The sequence below is a fragment of the Stenotrophomonas sp. NPDC077420 genome, from assembly GCF_044543385.1.
GTDB lineage: Bacteria > Pseudomonadota > Gammaproteobacteria > Xanthomonadales > Xanthomonadaceae > Stenotrophomonas.
The window spans coordinates 19,585-38,656 of record NZ_JBITVZ010000001.1; the positions used below are offsets into that span (position 1 = coordinate 19,585).

Sequence of the window (19,072 nt, forward strand, 5' to 3'; positions counted from 1 at the left end):
CAGACGCCCAACGGCCAGATCCCGCGCTTCGCGCGGCAGCCGACTGACAGGCGGCTCTACCGCCCCGCGTGCATCCACCAGCAATCAATGGCATCCAGCACGATGTGCACCATCAGGCCGATCCCGAACAACCGGGTTTTCTTCGGCACGCACAACCCCGCATACACCGCGATCGCCGGCACCGTATGCAACGGATGGAAGCCGATGCTGCAGCGGTTCGGCGCGTAGATCGGGTCCGCCAGCAGGTGGTCCAGGTCGATGATCCACCCGAGCAGCAGCAGCACCCAGGCGGACAGGAACCGCTTGCGCCAGAACATCCACGCCAGCAGCGCCGGCACGGCCGCGTGCAGGAAAAGATGGAAAACAGCGCGGCTGCTCATGCCGCCACCTGCCTGCAGGGGGTGCGCGCGCGCACGGTGGTCCCGCCCGGAGGGGAATCACCGTGCATGCCGGTCACGCCCTTCAGGCCAGCGGCTCGTCGGACAGGTAGGTATAGCCGGTCAACCCGGCTTCCAGCGCGTCGGACAGTTCCTGCGCACGTTCCGGCGACAGGTTCGCCGCCGCCACGCGTTCGGCGTAGCTCGCGCGCAGGTCGGCCAGGCGGTAGCCCACGTAGTCCAGCATCACATCGGTGGTGTCGCCACGACGCTGCTGGGTGATCGCATAGCCATCGGCGCTGGCCAGCACTTCCACTGCGTCGGTGTCGCCGAACAGGTTGTGGATGTCGCCCAGGATCTCCTGGTACGCACCCACCATGAAGAACCCGATGCGGTAGCTTTCGCCCGGCTTCACCGCATGCAGCGGCAGCGACGTATCCAGGCTCTCGTTCTCGACATAGGTCTTGACCATGCCGTCCGAATCGCAGGTCATGTCGGCGATGATGCCGCGTCGCTGCGGCTGCTCGTCCAGGCGCTCGATCGGCACGATCGGGAACACCTGGTCGATTGCCCACGCATCGGGAATCGACTCGAACACGCTGAAGTTGACGAAGTACTTGTCGACCAGGCGCTCGTTCAACTCATCCAGCGCCGGGCGGTGGCTCTTCTCGTCGTAGCTCAGGCGCGCACGCACGGCATGGGCGATGGCGTAGAACAGGTCGTCGATGCGCGCCCGCTGCGGCAGGTCGATCTGGCCCAGCGCGTAGCTGGACAGGCCTTCTGCGTGGAAGTGCTGCGCTTCCTGGAACAGCTCCACCGCCGGGCGCTGGTCCAGGTCGTCATGGATCTCGCGCAGGTGGCGGATGGCCGCGGGCTCGTCGTCGTGCGCGTCGGGCACGCGGCCTTCCTGCGCTTCTTCGACTTCGGAGACGTTGGCGATCAGCACCGCGTGGTGCGCGGTCATCGCGCGGCCGCACTCGGTGACGATCCGCGGCGGGGTCAAGCCGTGCTCTTCGCAGGCATTGGCCAGCGGCTGCACGATGTTGCCCGCGTACGAATCCAGCCCGTAGTTGATCGAGCAGAAGCTGCGCGAACGGGTCCCTTCGTAATCCACGCCCAGCCCGCCGCCCACGTCGACGTGGGTGATCTTCGCGCCCAGGCGCGAGAGTTCCACGAAGTAGCGGGTGGCCTCGCGCATGCCGTTGGCGATGTCGCGCACGTTGGAGATCTGCGAGCCCATGTGGAAATGCAGCAGGCTCAGGCAGTCGGCGTATTCGGTGTCGCGCAGCGACTTCCACAGGTCCAGCAGCTGGCGCGGGGACAGCCCGAACTTGGCCTTGTCGCCGCCGCTGTTCTGCCACTTGCCCGCGCCCAGCGACGCCAGGCGCATGCGCACGCCCAGCCCCGGCTTCACGTCCAGCGCCTTGGCTTCCTCCAGCACCAGCTTCAGCTCGGAGGGCTTTTCAATGACGATGAAGGTCTGCAGGCCCAGCTTGCGGCCGATCAGGGCCAGGCGGATGTACTCGCGGTCCTTGTAGCCGTTGCAGACGATCAGCCCGCCCGGGCGCGACAGGGCCAGCACCGCCATCAGCTCCGGCTTGCTGCCCGCTTCCAGGCCGAAGCCCTCGCCGTGGTGGCTGGCCAGGGTGCCGGCCACGCCACGGTGCTGGTTGACCTTGATCGGGTACACGGCGGTATAGCCACCGGGGTAGTCCCACTCGGCCTGGGCCTTGCCGAAGGCGGCCTGCAGCTTGCCCAGGCGCTGGCCCAGGATGTCCGGGAAGCGCACCAGCAGCGGCAGCTTGGCCCCGGCCGCGCGCGCGGCGTCCACGATGTTGGGCAACGACACCACCGGGCCGTCCTGGCCAGTCGGTCTCACCACCATGTGTCCAGCCTGATCCACGTCGAAGTAGCCATCCGCCCAGTGCGGAATCGAGTAGGTCTTGCGGGCTTGGTCGAGGGACCAATCGGTCATTTCAGTGGGCCTGGTTGGTAAAAAAGGGGGTGCATGATAACGCCTAACTGGCGACAGCTCCGTTATCATGCGCGCCCGCGCCCGACCCGGGGGATTGAACCTGAACAGGGCGCGGACCCCGTCCGGACGTGGCTAGACCACGCGGCCATCGTGCCGCCAACCCGGCTCCAACTTCTCCGAACAGGACCGTTACACCATGACTGACAACACCAACTGGTATATCGAGCATTTCGAGCGCACCGGCTCGGCCATCGGCTACCGCCTGAAGGGCAAGCTCGATGAAGTGCAGTCGCCGTTCCAGAAGATCGAGATCTTCGCGACCACCGACTGGGGCAACCTGATGACCATCGATGGCGCCATCATGCTGACCAGCAAGGACAACTTCTTCTACCACGAGATGATCAGCCACCCGGTGCTGTTCACGCACGCCGCGCCCAAGCGCGTGGTGATCATCGGCGGTGGCGACTGCGGCACCCTGCGCGAGGTGCTCAAGCACCCGGGCGTGGAGAGCGTGACCCAGTGTGACATCGACGAGCAGGTCACCCGCATGGCCGAGAAGCACTTCCCGGAACTGTGCGATTCCAACGATGACCCGCGCGCCGAGCTGATGTTCGACGACGGCGTGGCTTACATGGCCAACTGCCCGGCCGGCAGCGTGGACGTGGTGATCGTGGACTCCACCGACCCGGTCGGCCCGGGCGAGGGCCTGTTCAACAAGGCCTTCTACGAGAGCTGCTTCAAGGCGTTGAAGGAAGACGGCATCCTGGTGCAGCAGTCCGAATCGCCGCTGATGCAGCTGGACCTGATCAACGAAATGCGCACCGAGATGGGCAAGGCCGGCTTCCAGTCGTTCAAGACCCTGCCGTTCCCGCAGCCGTGCTACCCGACCGGCTGGTGGAGCGTGACCCTGGCGCGCAAGGGCCAGAGCAGCTTCGACTTCCGCCAGGCCGATTCGGCCTCGAAGGGCTTTGAGACGCTGTACTACACCGCGGCGCTGCATACCGGCGTGCTGGTGACCCCGCCGTTCGTGCAGGCGGCGCTGAAGGGCTGACCGGAGAGCGTACCGACCAACGGTCGGTACCTGCCGGGATCGCGTACCGACCAACGGTCGGTACCTGCCAGGATCGCGTACCGATCAACGGTCGGTACCTGCCAGGATCGCGTACCGACCCACGGCCGGTACCTGCCAGGATCGCGTACCGACCAACGGTCGGTACCTACCAGGATCGCGTAACGACCAACGGTCGGTGCCTACCGGGATCACGTACCGACCAACGGTCGGTGCCTACCGGGATCACGTACCGACCAACGGTCGGTGCCTACCGGGATCGCGTATCGACCAACGGTCGGTACCTGCCAGGATCGCGTACCGACCCACGGCCGGTATCTACCCCGCGGTAGGTGACGACCGTTGGTCGTCACGCGACCCACCCAAAAAAGCCCGCGCTGTCGCCAGCGCGGGCTTTTTTGTCTGCAACCGGGAACACTCCGGTAGCGCCGGCCGTTGGCCGGCCCACGGAAACCGGACTACAGCGCCCAGATCCCCGCAATCACCAGCAGCACCAGCCCCCACTTGATCGCGTGGTAGGCGAACGCGCTCTTCGCGCGCAGCGCCTTGGCCTTCAGCCGCACCTTGTACAACCCACCGAACGCCTTGTTCACCCCACCGGTCGGATCGCCGGGAAAATTGGGCGAGGCACCGCCGGCCAGCAGCGTAGCGGCCACCGCGCGATTGAACAGCGCCGGCAGCCCGAACCGCAGCGGACGCGCAATATCGCAGAACAGGATCACCCGGTCCTGGTCGGTCTCGTTGTGCGCGTGGTGGATGTAGGTCTCATCGAACATCATCCATTCGCCGTCGCGCCAGCTTTTGCGGATGCCGTCCACCTCGATGTAGCAGCGGTCGTCGTTCGGCGTGGCCAGGCCCAGGTGCAGGCGCAGCGAGCCGGCGAACGGGTCACGGTGCGGGCGCAGCTCGCTGCCCGGCGGCAGCTGGGCAAACATCGCCGCGCGGACATCCGGGATCGACTCCAGCAACGCCGTGGTCTTGGGGCACAGCTGCTTCGCCGACGGGTGCGACGGGCCATACCACTTCAGGTAAAAGCGCTTCCAGCCACGGCGGAAGAACGAATTGAACCCGGCATCGTTGTAGGAGCTGGACGCGGCGATCTTCTCGGCATCACGCAGCGCCAGCGCCTCGTCACGGATCGTCGTCCAGTTCGCGCGCAGCGGTTCCAGCTGCGGGAAATCCTTGCCGGGGTCCAGGAATGGCGTGGTCGGCACCTTGGAGAACAGGTACATGACCACGTTGATCGGCGCCATGAAGCTCGAATGGTCGAGCAGCTGCCGCGACCAGCGCGCCCGCACCTTGCCGCGGTAATGGATGTACAGCACGCAGGCCACGAACAGGGCCACCACAATTATCTTGATCATCAAGCTTCCACCGGCCAACGCCGGAACCCATCTGGGCAAAGGGGAACGCAGGACCGGAACCGGCCCGCGTCGGGGAGCACAAGTGCGGCGGAGGCGTGCCGTCGGGTGCGGAACTGCCACACAGGCGTCTACAGCCCGCCAATGGTCGGGACGTGCCGGGCCGCGGTCAACCCTCATCGCATTCATGCACCCGGGCCTCGAGCCCTAACCCGTTGAATTCATTGAAAACGAAATGATTGCAGCAGGCAGGATTCATGGTCTGCGCGACGAACTGTTCCATGGCCGGGTACTACATTTTTCTGACAAGTACTGGTTTCGTGTACTGCGGAGTACTAAAATTAACGAAATCTTCATCCGCCCCCATTCAGCAGCACCGGTACGCCTGACGCTTTGCGCCGACCACCGGGTCGCCCCAGAACGCCATGAATACACTTGTTGCTTCGTGTGTCGACGACACCGCCCCTGCCGAGCTGCTCAAGCGCGGCGAACGCCTGCTTGAACCCGACGTCTACCGCACCTGCCTCAACGGGCAGCCGGCGGTGGTCAAGGACTACACCCGCTACCGCGGCACCCCCCTCTCGCCCGTGGCCCGCCTGCTGGTCCGCCGCGAGGCACGCATCCTGCAGCGTTTGGCCGGCTGGAAGCATGCCCCGGCGCTGCTGGGCACCATCGGCGGCCTCGCGCTGGGCATGGAGTTCATTCCGGGCCAGACCCTCAGCGCCGCGCAGTCGGTCGGCATCGAGGTGTTCGAGCAGCTGCAGCTGGCGCTCAGCCGCCTGCATGCCGCCGGCATCACCCACAACGACCTGCATGGCACCAATGTGATGGTCAACGGCGGGGTGCCGGTACTGGTGGACTTCACCTCGGCGTGGCGCAGCCCGCGCTGGCTGCCGGTGCATCCGGTGTCCCGTCAGCTCCGCCGCAGCGACATGAAGAACCTGCTCAAGATGCGCCAGCGCCTGACCGGCGCCCGCCCCAGCGCTTCCGAAGCAGCCCAGGTGGCCGACCCCCGCTGGGTGGCCGGCGTGCGCGTGGCCTGGAAGCGCTTCTACCGCTGGTTCAAGGCCTGACTGCCTGCCGGGCGGAGCCCGGCATCGCCTTACAGCGCGTCGGCGTCCAGCTCACCGGTGCGGATGCGCACCACGCTGCCCAGGTCGTAGACGAACACCTTGCCGTCACCGATCTTTCCGGTCCCGGCGGCCTTGACGATGGCTTCCACCACCTCCTCGACCTGGTCATCGGTGACCGCCACCTCGATCTTCACCTTGGGCAGGAAATCCACCACGTACTCGGCGCCCCGGTACAGCTCGGTGTGACCCTTCTGCCGGCCGAACCCCTTCACCTCGGTGACCGTAATCCCGGTAACGCCGCGTTCGGCCAGCGCCTCGCGGACATCGTCGAGTTTGAACGGCTTGACCACCGCCATGACCATCTTCATCTGTTGGCTCCCTTCATCTGCGGCGCAAGGATACCGCTATCCTAGTGCCTGGCCAGCCCCACGCGCAGAGATCCCCATGATTGACCTCAACCAGCTCGATGACCTCGCACGCCGCCTGAGCGACATGGTCCCGCCGGGCCTGCGTCAGTCGCGCGAGGAACTGCAGGCCACCTTCAAGAGCGCCCTGCAGGCCGGCCTGGGCAAACTGGACCTGGTCACCCGCGAGGAATTCGACGTGCAACGTGCGGTGCTGCTGCGCACCCGCGAGAAGCTCGAAGCGCTGGAAAAGACCGTGGCCGCACTGGAAGCGGCCAGCGCCACGCCGGAACGTCCCGCGCCCTGACCCACAATGCGCCGCGGTTTCTCCTGATTCCGCAGCGCTACACCACCCGACAGCCAACCCCTCCGTTTCCGGCCAAGCTCGCAGATCGTTGAGCCAACCCAGGAACCTGCATGAGCCTTGCGCTGGTGCACAGCCGCGCGCGCGTGGGCATTGCCGCACCGGCGGTACGGATCGAAGTGATGCTGAGCGGCGGCCTGCCGCACACCACCATGGTCGGCCTGCCCGAAGCCGCCGTGCGCGAATCGCGCGACCGCGTGCGTGCCGCGCTGCTGTGCGCGCGTTTCGAGTACCCGCAGCAACGCATCCTGATCAACCTGGCCCCGGCCGACCTGCCCAAGGAGGGCGGGCGCTTCGACCTGGCCATCGCGCTGGGCATCCTCGCCGCCAGTGACCAGATCGACCGCCAGCTCCTGGGCACCTACGAATTCCTGGGCGAGCTGGCGCTGACCGGTGAACTGCGCGGGGTGGATGGCGCGCTGCCGGCCGCGATCGCCGCGGCGCAGCAGGGCCGCACGCTGGTGCTGGCTGCCGGCAACGGCGAAGAAGCGGCGCTGGCCCAGCACGCCGATGTGCGCGTGGCCCGCACCCTCCTGGAGGTGTGCGCCTCCCTGGCCAGCCGCTCCCTGCCCCATGCGGTACCTGCACCGGTGACGCCGCTGTCCGTTCCCGACCTGCGCGACGTGCGCGGCCAGCAGCAGGCGCGCCGTGCACTGGAAGTAGCGGCTGCCGGCGGACACCACCTGCTGCTGCTCGGCACCCCCGGCTGCGGCAAGACCCTGCTGGCCTCGCGCCTGCCCGGCATCCTGCCCGACGCCACCGAAGCCGAGGCGCTGGAGACGGCGACCATTGCCTCCTGCACCGGTACCGGCATCGACACTGCCCGTTGGCGGCATCGCCCCTATCGCGCCCCGCATCACACTGCGAGCGCGGTATCGCTGGTCGGCGGCGGCACGCATCCGCGCCCGGGTGAAATCTCGCTGGCACACAACGGCGTGCTGTTCCTGGACGAGCTTCCCGAGTGGAGTCGCCACACGCTGGAAGTGCTGCGGGAACCCCTGGAATCCGGCACGGTGATGGTGGCGCGTGCCGCACGCACGGACGCGTTCCCTTCGCGCTTCCAGCTGGTGGCCGCGATGAACCCCTGCCCCTGCGGCTGGGCGGGCGACCGCAGCGGTCGCTGCCGCTGCAGCGGTGAAGCCATCCAGCGTTATCGCGGGCGTGTGTCAGGCCCGCTGCTGGACCGCATCGACCTGCATGTGCAGGTGCCCCGCCTGGAGCCTGCCGAATTGCGCAGCGGCGCACCGTTGGGCGAGGAGAGCCTTGCGGTCCGCGCACGCGTGGTCGCCGCACGCGAGGTGCAGCTCGCGCGCAGTGGAAAACCCAACGCGCAGCTGTTGCCCACCGAACTCGACCTGCATTGCCACCTGGACCCGGATGACCAGCAGTTGCTGGAAACCGCGGTGGAGCAGCTGCAGCTTTCGGCAAGATCCATGCACCGGATTCTGCGCGTGGCCCGCACGGTAGCCGACTTGGCCGCACAGCAGCAGATTGCGACAGCGCACCTGGCCGAGGCAATTGGCTACCGGCAGGTGGATCGTGGGGGTGTGGGGTGACTGAATGACCAGATCCGTCGCCGCGAATGCCAGGATGAAAACCGCTTCGCCAGCCGTGTCTCGTGGTAGCTGGTACCGGAAGCATCGACCGGGGTGACCACTCGAATGGCCACCCCGGCGCTCTGCTACTGGAAGTCCAGCGACAACTCGACGAACATCGACCGCCCAAAGGCGTTGTAAACCCCTTGGTCGTAATACGGCCAGTTGCCGTTGCTGCGATCCACTGGTGGACGCTCGTTGGTCAGGTTGTTGGCGGTCAGCAGCACGCTGGCCACCTTGTTGATCCGGTAGTTGACCGTAGCGTTCCAGGTCGTCCACGGGCCGATATTGCGTTCCTCACCGATGGCGTTCCAGGTCGGTGCGTTGCGGATGCCGTAGACATTGGTGCTGAACGCGCCGATGTTCCAGTTTGCCCCGAAGGTCGCGCGGTAGCGCAGCTCATTGGAGTTCCCGCAGCACAGCATGTCGTAGACCGGGTCGCCTTCCTGCTGCTGCAGCTCGTGCTTCAGCGAGCGGTAGTAGCCGGCGTTGATCCCGAAGTCGCCCGCGCGCCCGGCGCTCCACTTGTAATCCGCCGACGCCTGGATACCGGTCTGGCGCTGCTTGGCCAGGTTGATCGGATAGGAGAACACCTTGGACACGCCGTTGGGGTTCAGCGGATCATTTGCCGGCAGTCGCTGCACCTGGGCCAGGATCTGCCGGCAGGTCGGCGAGTTGATGTCGAACGCCACATCGCCATTCTCCGACGTGCCCAGCCGACAATTGGCCTCGGTGGTGAGGATGCTGTCGGTGCCGAGGATGTTGACCTCGTTCTCGATCTTCACCGAGTTGTAGTCCACCGACAGGTTCAGGGCGTTGTCCAGCGCCGACCACACGAAGCCATAGGTGAATGTCTCGGCGGTGATGTCCTTCAGGTCGCGGTTGCCGGTGCTGGAAGAGAGCACCGACAGCGACGCCTGCGGGCACTCGTCGAAGTTTTCGGAGGTATACCCGGCCTGCCGGCACAGGAAGGTGTCCACGTTGGTGGTATAGCCGCTGCTCTCGCGCGAGTACAGGTAGAACATGTCCGGCGAGCGGAACGCCGTGGCATAGCTGCCGCGCAGCAGCAGCGACTCCACGGGGCGGTATTCCAGGCCCACTTTCCAGGTCGCCTTGCCGTTTCCGCCCCCGCCCTGCAGGGAGTACTTGTCGTAGCGTCCGGACAGGTTGGCGCTGAGGGTGTCGAAGATCGGCACCTGCAGCTCCGCGCCTATCGCGTACAGATCGCGCTGTCCTTCGGCCGAGGTGCCTGCGGTCTGCCCGCGGAACAGCGTGGCTGCGTTGGGGTCGGCCGACTGGTTGAAGAATTTCTCGCGGGTGCCCTGCAGGATCATCGCAAAGCCGACGTCGCCGGCCGGCAGGCCGAACAGCGAGGTGTTGGTCACCAGTGCGGTGACGCCGGTGCGCGAGGCGTTGGATTCGGCACGGTTGGTACCGCTGAACTGGTCGTACTGACCGCGCGTCAGCGGCTGGTACAGCACGTCCAGGTTCGGCGCGTAAGCGTCATAGCCGTTTACCCTGCCCAGCAGCGGACCGAGGTAGTAGTCATCGATGCCGCCCACGGCCAGGAAGTCGGTGGACTTGCGGGTGACGTCGGTGCTGGAACGGTTCACGTACACGTCGTAGTCGAACCCGGTGTCGCCCAGCCCGCCGCGGGCGCCGGCGGTGATGTTCAGCGAGCGGGTGTAGACGCGCTGGTCCTTCGCGTCCATGCCCACTTCCTCGGGTGCATAGATGCGCTGCCACTGCTCGTAGTTGCCGCTGGTCTGGTTGTAGAAGGTCTTGTTCCATAACGGGCTGCCGCCGGAATAGGTGGGCCGTCCGAAGCTGAAGAGGATGTCCGAGTACAGCTCCGTGGTTTCGCTGAGGTGGTAGCGCAGGAACGTGGTGGCGTTCACGTCCTCGCTCTTGTTGTAGAGCGTTGCCGTGCCGACATTGTCCGGGCTGCCGCAGTAATAGCCGGTGCCCGCGGCGTTGCGGTGTGCGTAGGTGGTACTGCCACCGAACAGGTAGGACAGGGGTGCACAGGTCGCCTGGCCCGGGTCGATGTAGCCGTTGGGGGACATCTGCATGCGCAGGAAGGTACGCGAGGGATCCTGCGGGCCGGTCGGGCTGTCGTTGACGCTGTCGATGTAGCTGCGGTCGGAGGCGAAGATGGGCTTCTGCTTGGTGTACTCCAGCCCGTAGCTCAGGTCCAGGTTGCCGAACGAGTGGCCGTTGCTGAAGATGAAGCGCTGGCTGGAGCCGCCGCCATCACTGTAGCCCCCGGCGCGGTAACGGAAGTGCGCGCCTTCCACCTTGTCCTTCAGCACGATGTTGATGACGCCCGCCACGGCCGATGATCCGTACACCGACGACTGCCCACCGGTCAGCACGTCGATGCGTTCGACCATCCCCAGCGGAATGTTGGCGATGTCCACGATGCTGGTGTTGCCGTTGTAGGCCAGCGGATAGCTGTTGAGCGGTCGCCCGTTGAGCAGGGTCAGGGTGTAACTCGGGTCCAGCCCGAACAGGCTGACCGTCTTGGCGCTCGGCGTGTAGAACCCGGTGCCCTGTGAGTCCTGCACCGAGCCGTTGGCCATGGGCAGCGATCGCAGCGCGTCGAACACCGTGGTGAAGCCCTGCGCCTCGATGTCCTCGGCAGTGATGGTGGTCACCGGCGAAGGCCCTTCGATCTGGGCGCGCGGAATCAGCGAACCGGTGACATTCACTGCGTCGAGCTGGCGTGGGGCCGGCGCCGCGCCGCTGTCTTCGGAGGGGGACGCCTGGGCCTGTGCGGCCAGGGGATGGAAAAGTACGGACGACACCAGCAACGACAGCAACGTGCGCTTCATCTTGCAGCTCTCCAGTACAAGGTCTCCCTGTGCCAGGCAGGCGCGGGAAGGTTGGGGTGTGGGCAGGTTCCGTGGGGGGGTGGGGACCCGCTTTTCTAGATCGATCTAAATTTCCTGTCAACAATTTGAAATGAAACTATTTCCCGGTGCTTAGATCGAACTAAATGGCACTTGCGGTGGTGGTGAGCCGTGTAGCAGGATCGGCGTGTTTGTCGGTTTCGATGTCCCCGGCCGGCAACCCTCCAGTGCCGCACTGCAGCAGGATCTCGCTGTGGTGGATCCGCGCCATCCCGTCATCTTCCGGAGTGCCCTGCATGCGTCTGCGCCGTTGCCTGATCGCCCCCGTCATTGCTGCCACCCTCGCCGTCCCTGCCGTGCAGGCGGCCGACATCCAGCAGACCCGCCAGGGCGTCACCCTGACCTACCAGGACCCGAGCGGCAGTACGGTTGCCGACGTGCGCGACCGCATCATCGCGACGTTCTTCTCTGCCTACCCACGCGAGCGCGCCGACTTCCACCCCGGCGCGCCGGACCGCGTGCGCATCGTCATGGATCCGTCCTACGACGGTGTTGCCTACGTGGGCGAGAAGGAGAAGTCGGCCACCATCACCATCAATCCGTGCTGGCTGGTGAAGCACCCGAATGACACCGACCTGGTCACCCATGAGGCGATGCATATCGTGCAGGGCTACCCGGGCTATGCCAGCGAACAGGCGCCGTCGTGGCTGGTGGAAGGCATCGCCGACTATGCACGCGACGTGTACGGTGTGGACAACGCGTCGGGCGGCTGGGCACTGCCCACGCACATCAAGCCCGAGCACAACGTGGACACCGGCTACCGCGTGACCGGCGCGTTCCTGAAGTGGAGTGAGGCAGCCCATCCGGGTCTGGTCAAGGCACTGGATGGCGCCCTGCGCCAGGGCCGCTACACCCCTGCGCTGTGGAAGCAGCACACCGGCAATGACCTGCCCGCGTTGTGGAAGGCCTACGTTGCCGCCCAAGGTACGGGCCAGCAGGCGTAACCGCAGGCGGTCAGTCCTTGATGACGAAGCCTTCGTTGAGACCGGGGGCCCGTCTGCAGCCTCGCCGGAGCCACCGGCAGGCCCTCGAAACCAGCCGTCTGGCGCGCGCCCGCCGGTAGCACGTGCGCGGCGCGGCATGCACGCGCGTCATGCTGCGTTGATCCGTGCATGGAACGCCTGCGCCCCCGCATTGGGCCCATTCCATTCGCGATCCCACGCCTGGAACATCAGTACCGGCCACAGGTGGGTGTGATACTTCCTGTTGCCATCGAGGAACGATCGCCACATACCGGCAACCACCGTTTCGTCCAGGATGCCGCGATCGCGCAGGGCGACCGGGTCGAGCAGGTCCTCGGCCCAGTCGCGTAGCGGCCCTTTCAGCCAGCGCGCCACCGGTGCGCCGAAGCCCTTCTTCGGGCGCCGCACGTAGTGCTCGGGCAGGAAGCGCTCCAGTGCGCGCTTCAGCACCGCCTTGGTTTCGCCATGGTGCAGCTTGTGCTCGAACGGCATGCCCCACGCCAGCGAGAGTACCTCCGGGTCGAGGAAGGGGCTGCGCGCGTGCACGCCATGCGCGCCGAATGCACGGTCGGACTTGGTCATCAGCCCTTCGCTCAACTCGTTGCTCTGGTCGAGGAACAGCAGCAGCTCCGCGCGGTGTGCGCAGGCCGGGTGCAGCGCCGGGTCCAGGAACTGCCGCGGCGGCTCGTGGGCGGCCCGCAGCGCGCGCGACGGATCGCGCCAGCGCGAGACACGCGCCAGGTAGGTTTCCGCCAGCGACCCGGACGCCGCCTCCGAGATCAACGCCGCCAGGCCGCCCAGCCGCGCCCGCTCGGGGTTGCGCGCCGCGCAGGCGCCCAGCACGCGGCGCACGGCGCCGGGAACGCGGCGGGCCATGCCATGGTTGCGCAGCGATTTCACATACGCGGCATGGCCAAAGAACAGTTCGTCGCCACCATCGCCGGTCAGGATGGTGCGGCACGACGCACCCGCAGCTTCGGCCGCCAGCAGGGTGGGAATCGCCGACGAGTCGGCGTAGGGTTCGCAATACACGCGCGCGGCGCGCTCCACCAGCCGCAGTGCACCTGCATCGTCCATCATCAAGCGCGTGTTGCGCGTGCGCAGATGGGTGGCCACCTCCGCCGCCCAGTCCGACTCATCGTGGCCCGGCGCATCGAAGCCCACCGAGATGGTTTCCACGGCTGCCGCGCTCTGCCGCTGCAGCAGTGCGGTGATCAGGCTGGAGTCGACGCCGCCCGACAGCAGGCACGCGGTGCGTGCGCTGCGCGACCGACCGATGGCATCCTCAAGCGCGGTGATCACCGCATCCACCGAGGCGTCGAGGGGGCTGGACGCGCGCGCGGCCATGCGGGTTTCCGCCTCGTGCTTCAGGCTCCAGTGCGGGGTGAACGGTCCGGCGACTGCGTCGCTGCGCCGTCCGGCGCGCAGTTGTGCTTCATGGAACACGCGCATCGTGCCTGCCGGCAGCTTGTACACGCCCCGGTAGACGGTAGCAGGGGCCGGGATGTAGCCGTAGCGAAGCAGCTGCGACACCGCCTGCGGGTCGACCTCGCATCCGCCCATGCATTCATGGGTGAGCGTCTTCAGTTCCGAAGAGAACACCAGACCGAACGCGGTGCAGCTGTAGTAGAGGTCGCTGTGTCCGATGCGGTCACGGGAGAGCGTCAAGCTGCGCTCGCAGTGATCCCAGATGGCAACGCTCACGGCCTCCGGCGTACGGCGCAGCGCGTCGACGGTGCCGGTGCCGACCAGCAGGCGCGCGATGGCATGCGCCGGCGCGGCGCCCAGCCGGTTGAAGGGGTCACCGACTGCGCCACCGGTGACCACCACATAGCGGCCATCCGGGCTCTCGGCAATGTTGGACGCGACATCCGAGCCCGACACCGCGGCCAGCGCAAGGCCAACGCCTGATCGCGCCAGCGGCTGGCGATGCCCGCCACGGTGGGCAAGCGAGAGGGTCAGGCGCCTGGCCGTCGCGCCCAGTTCACTGTCGCCCACGTCCCGATGGACGATCCAACTTCCTGCGATTGCAGACACGTACTGCTCCACCCGATCCACGCCGCCATGGCTGCCTCAGGGTGTGCCCACGCATGGGCGAGGGCCATGCAAGTACTTTCAATTTCAGCCGGAGGCCGACGGTTCAGTCGCCCAGCACGAACCGCTCAAGGGCCAGGGCGACACCGTCTTCGGCGTTGGTGGTGGTCTGGTGCAACGCGGTCGCCTTGACCACATCGACCGCATTGCCCATCGCCACGCTGGTTCCAGCGAACTGCAGCATGGTCAGGTCGTTCTCCTGGTCACCGATGGCCATGACCTGGCTGCGGTCGATCCCCAAGTGACCGGCCAGCTTCTGCAGGCTCGGGCCTTTGCCGGCCCGGTGGTCGAACACCTCCAGGAAGAACGCGGCACTCTTGAGCACCGCGAAGCGTTCGGTCAGCGCCTTCGGCAAGCGGGCGATGGCGGCATCGAGGATGCCGGGCTCGTCCACCATCATCAGTTTGATGAACGACATCGTGGGGTCCATGTCGGCCACGCTGCGGTAGGAAAGCGGCACATGCGACAGATGCGAGTCCACCACCGTGTAGTGGCTGATGTCCTGGTTGGGCGTATACAGCCGCTTCCCGTCCAGGGCCTGGAAGTGCACCCCCAGCTCGCGCGCCACACGCTCGCAGTACAGGAAGTCGTCGAAGCTGAGCGGGTACTCCACCACCACCTCGCCGTTGCCGACACGCGTGACCAGGCCGCCGTTGCAGGCAATGCAGTAATCGTCGTCACCGTTGATCGCCAGCTCGTCCAGGAACGGCGCCAGGCCGGACACGGGCCGGCCACTGGTCAGCACGATCCGGACACCGCGTGCCCGCGCACGGGCAATGGCCTGCTTGACCCGCGCGGTCAAGCGGTGCGCGGGGTCCAGCAGCGTCCCGTCCATATCGATGGCCACCAGCTGGATATCGGCCGCAGTGCTGCTTGTCTGTTCCACGCTTACCCTTGGCATTGCAACCGCACTGGCCATGCCAGCAATGCGACACAGTTTAATGCAGGCAGCGGCGTGCGCATGAAGACGCCAGCCGGGTTTCCCCGGCTGGCGTCAGTACCACACACACGTCATGCAGCGGCGCGGTCAGGCGCTCAGCGCCCCATCGCCACCTTCTGCTGTTCTTCCTGCACCTGGCGCTGCTGCTGGGCGTCGTTGCCGCCAAGCAGCTGCGCGCTGGTCTGTTCCAGCGGCGGTGCCTGGCTCAGGTCCACGGCGGCACGGTAGCCCGGCGTGGTGCCCATCACGAACGCCTTGCCATCCTGCACGGCCACGCTCTGCAGCTTCTCCGGCGAATCGATGCCGGCCTGCTTGGCCTGCAGCGTCACGTTCGCAGCCGCCTCGTTGGAGATCATGCTCGGCAGCTGGGCACGGATGGCGTTGTGCAGCGGGGTGTCGGGGTGGCCCTTGTCGCCCAGCTGCGGGACGGCGGTGCGCGTTTCAGCGCCCTGCGCCTGCGCTGCCGCCAACTTGCCGAACGTCTCGCGACCCACCACGCCGTCGTCCTTGAGGCCCTGCTGCTTCTGGAAGGCCTGCACGGCTTCGCGGGTGTTGTCGCCGAACTTGCCATCCTCGGCGAGGCGGTTGCCATTGGCATCGCGCACGCCCAGGCGGTTCAGCTCCTCCTGCAGCCTGGTCACCTCATCGCTGCGGTCGCCCTTGCGCAGGGTGCCGGCCGGCGCGTGGTCATGGTCGTGCGCGTGCCCGTGCTTGCCCGCGTCCTGCTGCACGCCCTTGTTCCAGTACGCTTCCGGGTTGATCAGCTTCCCGGACGGGTCCTTCATCTGGTAGTGCACGTGCTGGGCGTACTGGTTGGCGCCCTGCGGACCGCGGCCGCCCATGGTGCCGATCGGATCGCCCGGCTCCACGTGCTGGCCCACCTTCACCTGGGTGTCCTGCATGTGCAGGATCTGGTGCGAGTTGCCGTCGGCATCCTGGATCATCACCGTGCCGTACCTGCCGCCCACCGAGGTCACGGTGCCGGCGATCGGCGCGTGGATGGTCGGGTGCTGCAGGTTGCGGCCGGCCTGGCCGCCGACATAGTTGAAGTCGCTGCCGCCATGGCTCTTCTCGCCACGGTGCTCACCGAAATGACCGGTGATGTGCGGCTTGACGCCATTCTGTGGCGGCAGCATCACCTGCATGGTGTGCTCGTAGGAGCGCGCCTGGCTGGCGGCCACGGCCGGCGCGGTGGCCTGCTGCTGTGCCGGCGCCTGGTCGAGCGTCTGGCCCAGGCGCTGGTTGACGAACTGTTCGTACTCATCCAGGTGCGGCGCCACCTTGCGCTGCGACAGGCCCAGGCCGCCGTAGTCCTTGGTCGGGCCATCGTGGTGGTACTTGTAGATGTAATCTTCGCCCTGGCCGCGGTCGCGCGCCAGGTTGCGGTTGTCGACGAAGTGCGCCACCAGCGCGTCGGACTGCGCGTCCACGTCGAAGCGGTTGGCGTTGGTCAGGCCGTAATGCTTGCCGGTCCGGTCGATGAACTGGCCCAGGCCCGAGGCCGAGGTGGTGCCGGCGGCAGCGTCCGGGTTGAAGCCCGACTCGACGCGTGCGATGGCCAGCACATGCGCGGTTTCGCGCGGGGTAAGCCCGGCCTCGCGCGAGGATTCGATCAACGAATCGATCACGCGCGACTGCACTTCCGGCGACGCATCGCCCCAACGGCGCGATTGGCCATGCAGCGGGCGGCTTTCGTCGATCGGCTCGCGGTAATGGCTCCACGGCTCGATCTGGTTGCTACGGTACGCCGCACCAGGCGGCTGCACCATGCTGGTGTAGATGTCATTGGGCATGTCAGTGCTATCCATTCTATGAAAAAGGGACTTTCCTTAAGGGGTGTTGCTCCAGGTGAATCACGTACCCACCAACGGCGGGCACCTTCCACATCCTTCTCAGTCTTCGATGTCGTCCACCTCCGGGTGCTGGATGCCGAGCTTGGCGATCAGCTGCGAATACTCGTCGTTGTTGGGCGACTGCGACCCGGCTTCGCCGCGCAGCGGCGGGGTGCTGTGGGTGAGCTGCCTGCCGTTGGCGTCGTAGAGATAGAACCATTCGCAGAACGCGCAGCCGTACGGCAGCTCGCCGTACTGCACCACGAAATACGAAGCGCCCTGTGCGTCTTCCACACAGGCCAGGCCAACGGCGGTGTAGCCCTCCATCTCCACCGGGGCATCAAGGGTGCGGCGCTGGCCGTCCTTTTCAATGTCCAGGCGGGTGCGGGTGGCGGTACCGTCCGTGGCGGGCAACGTGGTCAGGTGCAGCCGCGCACCTGCGCATTCCTTGTGCATGCCGTTCTCTTCTTCTTGCTGGGTGGGTGAAGGGGTCTGCGCCGCGGGGGCCGCAGGCGCGGCGGCCCCATCCGGGGCGGCGGTGGAAACCGACTGTCCGCTGGGCGCACTGCATGCGGCCAACAGCAGCGCGACTGCGGGTGCTGTGAACAGGCGGGCCATCAGATCGACTCGTCCGCCATGCGTACCAGCTGCCAGCACGGGCGCTGGGCGAAGTAATACGACTGCTGGTCGCTGGTGTCCGGGGTGCGGATCAGCACTTTCATGCTGCCGTCGTCCTGCCGGCTCACCTGCATCTCACGACCGACGTCCTTCAAGCCGGACGGATTGGGCATCACCGGCCAGGTCACGTCGGAAAGCGGCACCTTTTCGGCCACCAGCGTGGGCTCATCGCCTCGGGTGTCGTAGCGCTCACTGATCAGCGGGTCGGCCACGGACTTTTCCTGGAGCGCGATGTCGCGGCCGAACTGCGGCAGGAAGCCATCGAAATCGGCATGCGCGCACCCGGCAGAAGCATCGGCGGCAGTGGCGGGAGCGGCCGCAGCGGCAGCTGTCGGGGCGGCGGGGGCTGCGGCATCCGCCGGCGCGATGGCGGCGGCGTCAGGCTTGCAGGCGGCCAGTAGAATGCTCAGCGACAGCGCGAGCAGCGTCATGGAACGATGATGGGACAACGGATCCTCCTGATCGTGTCGTGGCGCGGATTGGACTGCGCCGGGGCGCGTAGCATAGCGGCGCGTCAGCGTTTTGGCGTTCACACACCCATTACATACCGTAGCCGCCCCCTACTTGCGTGATAAGAGTCACAGTATTTGCGGGGAAGCGCGCCACATTGTCTGTGCGGCAACGTTCATTCTCCTCCCGCGCGATGTCAGCGAATTGACACGTGCGTCTGTTCCAAGGATTTCACCACCATGCGCATTCACGCTATCCGGCTTCCCGTCTCCCAAGTTGCCGCTGTCGCCAGCTGGTTCGCCGAGGTCATGCAGCTGCCGGTGCAGGGAGAGGCCGTGCAGATTGGCTGGACCACGTTGCAGCTGCGCGCCGCAGGCGACGACCCGGTAGGCGGTGTGCACCTGGCCTTCAACGTCCCGGCCGATCGGTTCGAGGCGGCCACGGCGTGGCTGCTGGCGCGCTCGCCACTGCAGCGCAATGCGGCAGGCCAGGCGCACTTCACGTTCGGGAATCGCTGGCAATCCGAGTCCATCTACTTCGACGGTCCGGACGGACTGATCCTGGAGCTGATCGGACGGCGACGGCTACCCACGTCCGGGCGCCAGGGCGCGTTCCATGGCAGCGAGCTCACCTGCGTGAGCGAAGTGGGCCTGCCCACCGCCAACGTGGCCGCGTTCGCCGCCCGTGCGGACGCCGTGTTCGGGCTGCAGCCGCTGAGTCCCCCTACCCCACACTTCGCCGCCCTGGGGGACGACGAGGGCCTGTTGATCGTCGTCGATGCAACACGTCATTGGTTCCCGGAGCAGAAGGTGCTGCCCAACGCGCGTGGCATCGAGACAATGCTGGGCGGGGTCGCGGAAGGACAGCTCGAGGATGCCGACCAGGGGTGGCGGGTGGCAGCGGTGCAGTAGATTTGCTGAGCCGTAGCGCGTAGAAGGACCGTTGCGCAACGCGCCGTCTACCGGGACAGTAGCAACAGGCCCATC

General features: G+C 66.5%; 17 protein-coding genes. 6 read left to right on the forward strand and 11 right to left on the reverse strand.

What is annotated here, in order from left to right; all coding sequences use genetic code 11:
• Positions 1-56: 56 nt before the first annotated feature.
• Entirely contained in the window at positions 57-380 is a 324-nt protein-coding gene (locus ACIGII_RS00070; protein ID WP_399637488.1) for a DUF6122 family protein, read from the reverse strand.
• Between the two features lie 82 nt (positions 381-462).
• Complete coding sequence (gene speA / locus ACIGII_RS00075; RefSeq protein WP_399637490.1) at positions 463-2,352, reverse strand: arginine decarboxylase; 1,890 nt, start codon at positions 2,350-2,352, stop codon at positions 463-465.
• A 196-nt stretch (positions 2,353-2,548) separates the two neighbouring features.
• Between speA and speE the strand changes: the two genes are divergently transcribed.
• Positions 2,549-3,403, forward strand: a complete 855-nt coding sequence (gene speE / locus ACIGII_RS00080) for a polyamine aminopropyltransferase (protein ID WP_399637493.1) — start codon at positions 2,549-2,551, stop codon at positions 3,401-3,403.
• Positions 3,404-3,879: 476 nt separating this feature from the next.
• Here speE and ACIGII_RS00085 read toward each other — a convergent pair whose 3' ends face one another.
• Complete coding sequence (locus ACIGII_RS00085; protein ID WP_399637496.1) at positions 3,880-4,785, reverse strand: aspartyl/asparaginyl beta-hydroxylase domain-containing protein; 906 nt, start codon at positions 4,783-4,785, stop codon at positions 3,880-3,882.
• A 422-nt stretch (positions 4,786-5,207) separates the two neighbouring features.
• Here ACIGII_RS00085 and ACIGII_RS00090 point away from each other — a divergent pair, with 422 nt between their 5' ends.
• Complete coding sequence (locus ACIGII_RS00090; protein WP_399637498.1) at positions 5,208-5,855, forward strand: RIO1 family regulatory kinase/ATPase; 648 nt, start codon at positions 5,208-5,210, stop codon at positions 5,853-5,855.
• Positions 5,856-5,884: 29 nt separating this feature from the next.
• On the opposite strand, the gene ACIGII_RS00095 is transcribed toward ACIGII_RS00090, so the two are convergent.
• The gene (locus ACIGII_RS00095) at positions 5,885-6,223 is read right to left on the reverse strand and encodes a P-II family nitrogen regulator (protein WP_145478873.1); all 339 of its coding nucleotides are present in this window, start codon (positions 6,221-6,223) and stop codon (positions 5,885-5,887) included.
• A gap of 76 nt (positions 6,224-6,299) precedes the next feature.
• Between ACIGII_RS00095 and ACIGII_RS00100 the strand changes: the two genes are divergently transcribed.
• Both ACIGII_RS00100 and ACIGII_RS00105 read left to right on the forward strand, forming a co-directional pair.
• Complete coding sequence (locus tag ACIGII_RS00100; RefSeq protein WP_399637501.1) at positions 6,300-6,566, forward strand: accessory factor UbiK family protein; 267 nt, start codon at positions 6,300-6,302, stop codon at positions 6,564-6,566.
• A gap of 110 nt (positions 6,567-6,676) precedes the next feature.
• Positions 6,677-8,179 (forward strand): YifB family Mg chelatase-like AAA ATPase, encoded by a 1,503-nt coding sequence (locus ACIGII_RS00105; RefSeq protein WP_399637504.1) that lies wholly within the window; start codon positions 6,677-6,679, stop codon positions 8,177-8,179.
• A 125-nt stretch (positions 8,180-8,304) separates the two neighbouring features.
• Here ACIGII_RS00105 and ACIGII_RS00110 read toward each other — a convergent pair whose 3' ends face one another.
• Both ACIGII_RS00110 and ACIGII_RS00115 read right to left on the reverse strand, forming a co-directional pair.
• Positions 8,305-11,052, reverse strand: a complete 2,748-nt coding sequence (locus ACIGII_RS00110) for a TonB-dependent receptor plug domain-containing protein (protein ID WP_399637506.1) — start codon at positions 11,050-11,052, stop codon at positions 8,305-8,307.
• Between the two features lie 160 nt (positions 11,053-11,212).
• Positions 11,213-11,368 carry a hypothetical protein gene (locus ACIGII_RS00115; RefSeq protein WP_399637508.1) on the reverse strand — a complete coding sequence of 52 codons (156 nt, stop codon included), beginning with the start codon at positions 11,366-11,368 and terminating at the stop codon, positions 11,213-11,215.
• Between ACIGII_RS00115 and ACIGII_RS00120 the strand changes: the two genes are divergently transcribed.
• Entirely contained in the window at positions 11,367-12,074 is a 708-nt protein-coding gene (locus ACIGII_RS00120) for a basic secretory protein-like protein (protein WP_399637511.1), read from the forward strand. The two genes, ACIGII_RS00115 and ACIGII_RS00120, sit on opposite strands and share 2 nt — an antisense overlap.
• A 147-nt stretch (positions 12,075-12,221) precedes the next feature.
• Here the strand turns inward: ACIGII_RS00120 and ACIGII_RS00125 are convergent, their stop codons facing one another.
• The 5 genes from ACIGII_RS00125 to ACIGII_RS00145 form a co-directional block, all read right to left on the reverse strand.
• Positions 12,222-14,129 carry an asparagine synthetase B family protein gene (locus ACIGII_RS00125; protein ID WP_399637512.1) on the reverse strand — a complete coding sequence of 636 codons (1,908 nt, stop codon included), beginning with the start codon at positions 14,127-14,129 and terminating at the stop codon, positions 12,222-12,224.
• Between the two features lie 103 nt (positions 14,130-14,232).
• Positions 14,233-15,072, reverse strand: coding sequence for a sugar-phosphatase (yidA, locus tag ACIGII_RS00130; protein WP_399637515.1), 840 nt, complete (start codon positions 15,070-15,072; stop codon positions 14,233-14,235).
• 149 nt (positions 15,073-15,221) lie between these two features.
• A complete protein-coding gene (locus ACIGII_RS00135) occupies positions 15,222-16,919 on the reverse strand; it encodes a peptidoglycan-binding protein (protein ID WP_399637517.1) in 1,698 nt (565 codons plus the stop codon).
• A 99-nt stretch (positions 16,920-17,018) separates the two neighbouring features.
• Entirely contained in the window at positions 17,019-17,576 is a 558-nt protein-coding gene (locus tag ACIGII_RS00140) for a hypothetical protein (protein WP_399637520.1), read from the reverse strand.
• The gene (locus ACIGII_RS00145; RefSeq protein WP_399637523.1) at positions 17,576-18,085 is read right to left on the reverse strand and encodes a hypothetical protein; all 510 of its coding nucleotides are present in this window, start codon (positions 18,083-18,085) and stop codon (positions 17,576-17,578) included. Before ACIGII_RS00145 ends, ACIGII_RS00140 begins: the two co-directional genes overlap by 1 nt.
• 240 nt (positions 18,086-18,325) lie before the next feature.
• Between ACIGII_RS00145 and ACIGII_RS00150 the strand changes: the two genes are divergently transcribed.
• The gene (locus tag ACIGII_RS00150) at positions 18,326-18,997 is read left to right on the forward strand and encodes a VOC family protein (protein ID WP_399637526.1); all 672 of its coding nucleotides are present in this window, start codon (positions 18,326-18,328) and stop codon (positions 18,995-18,997) included.
• Positions 18,998-19,072 lie beyond the last annotated feature (75 nt).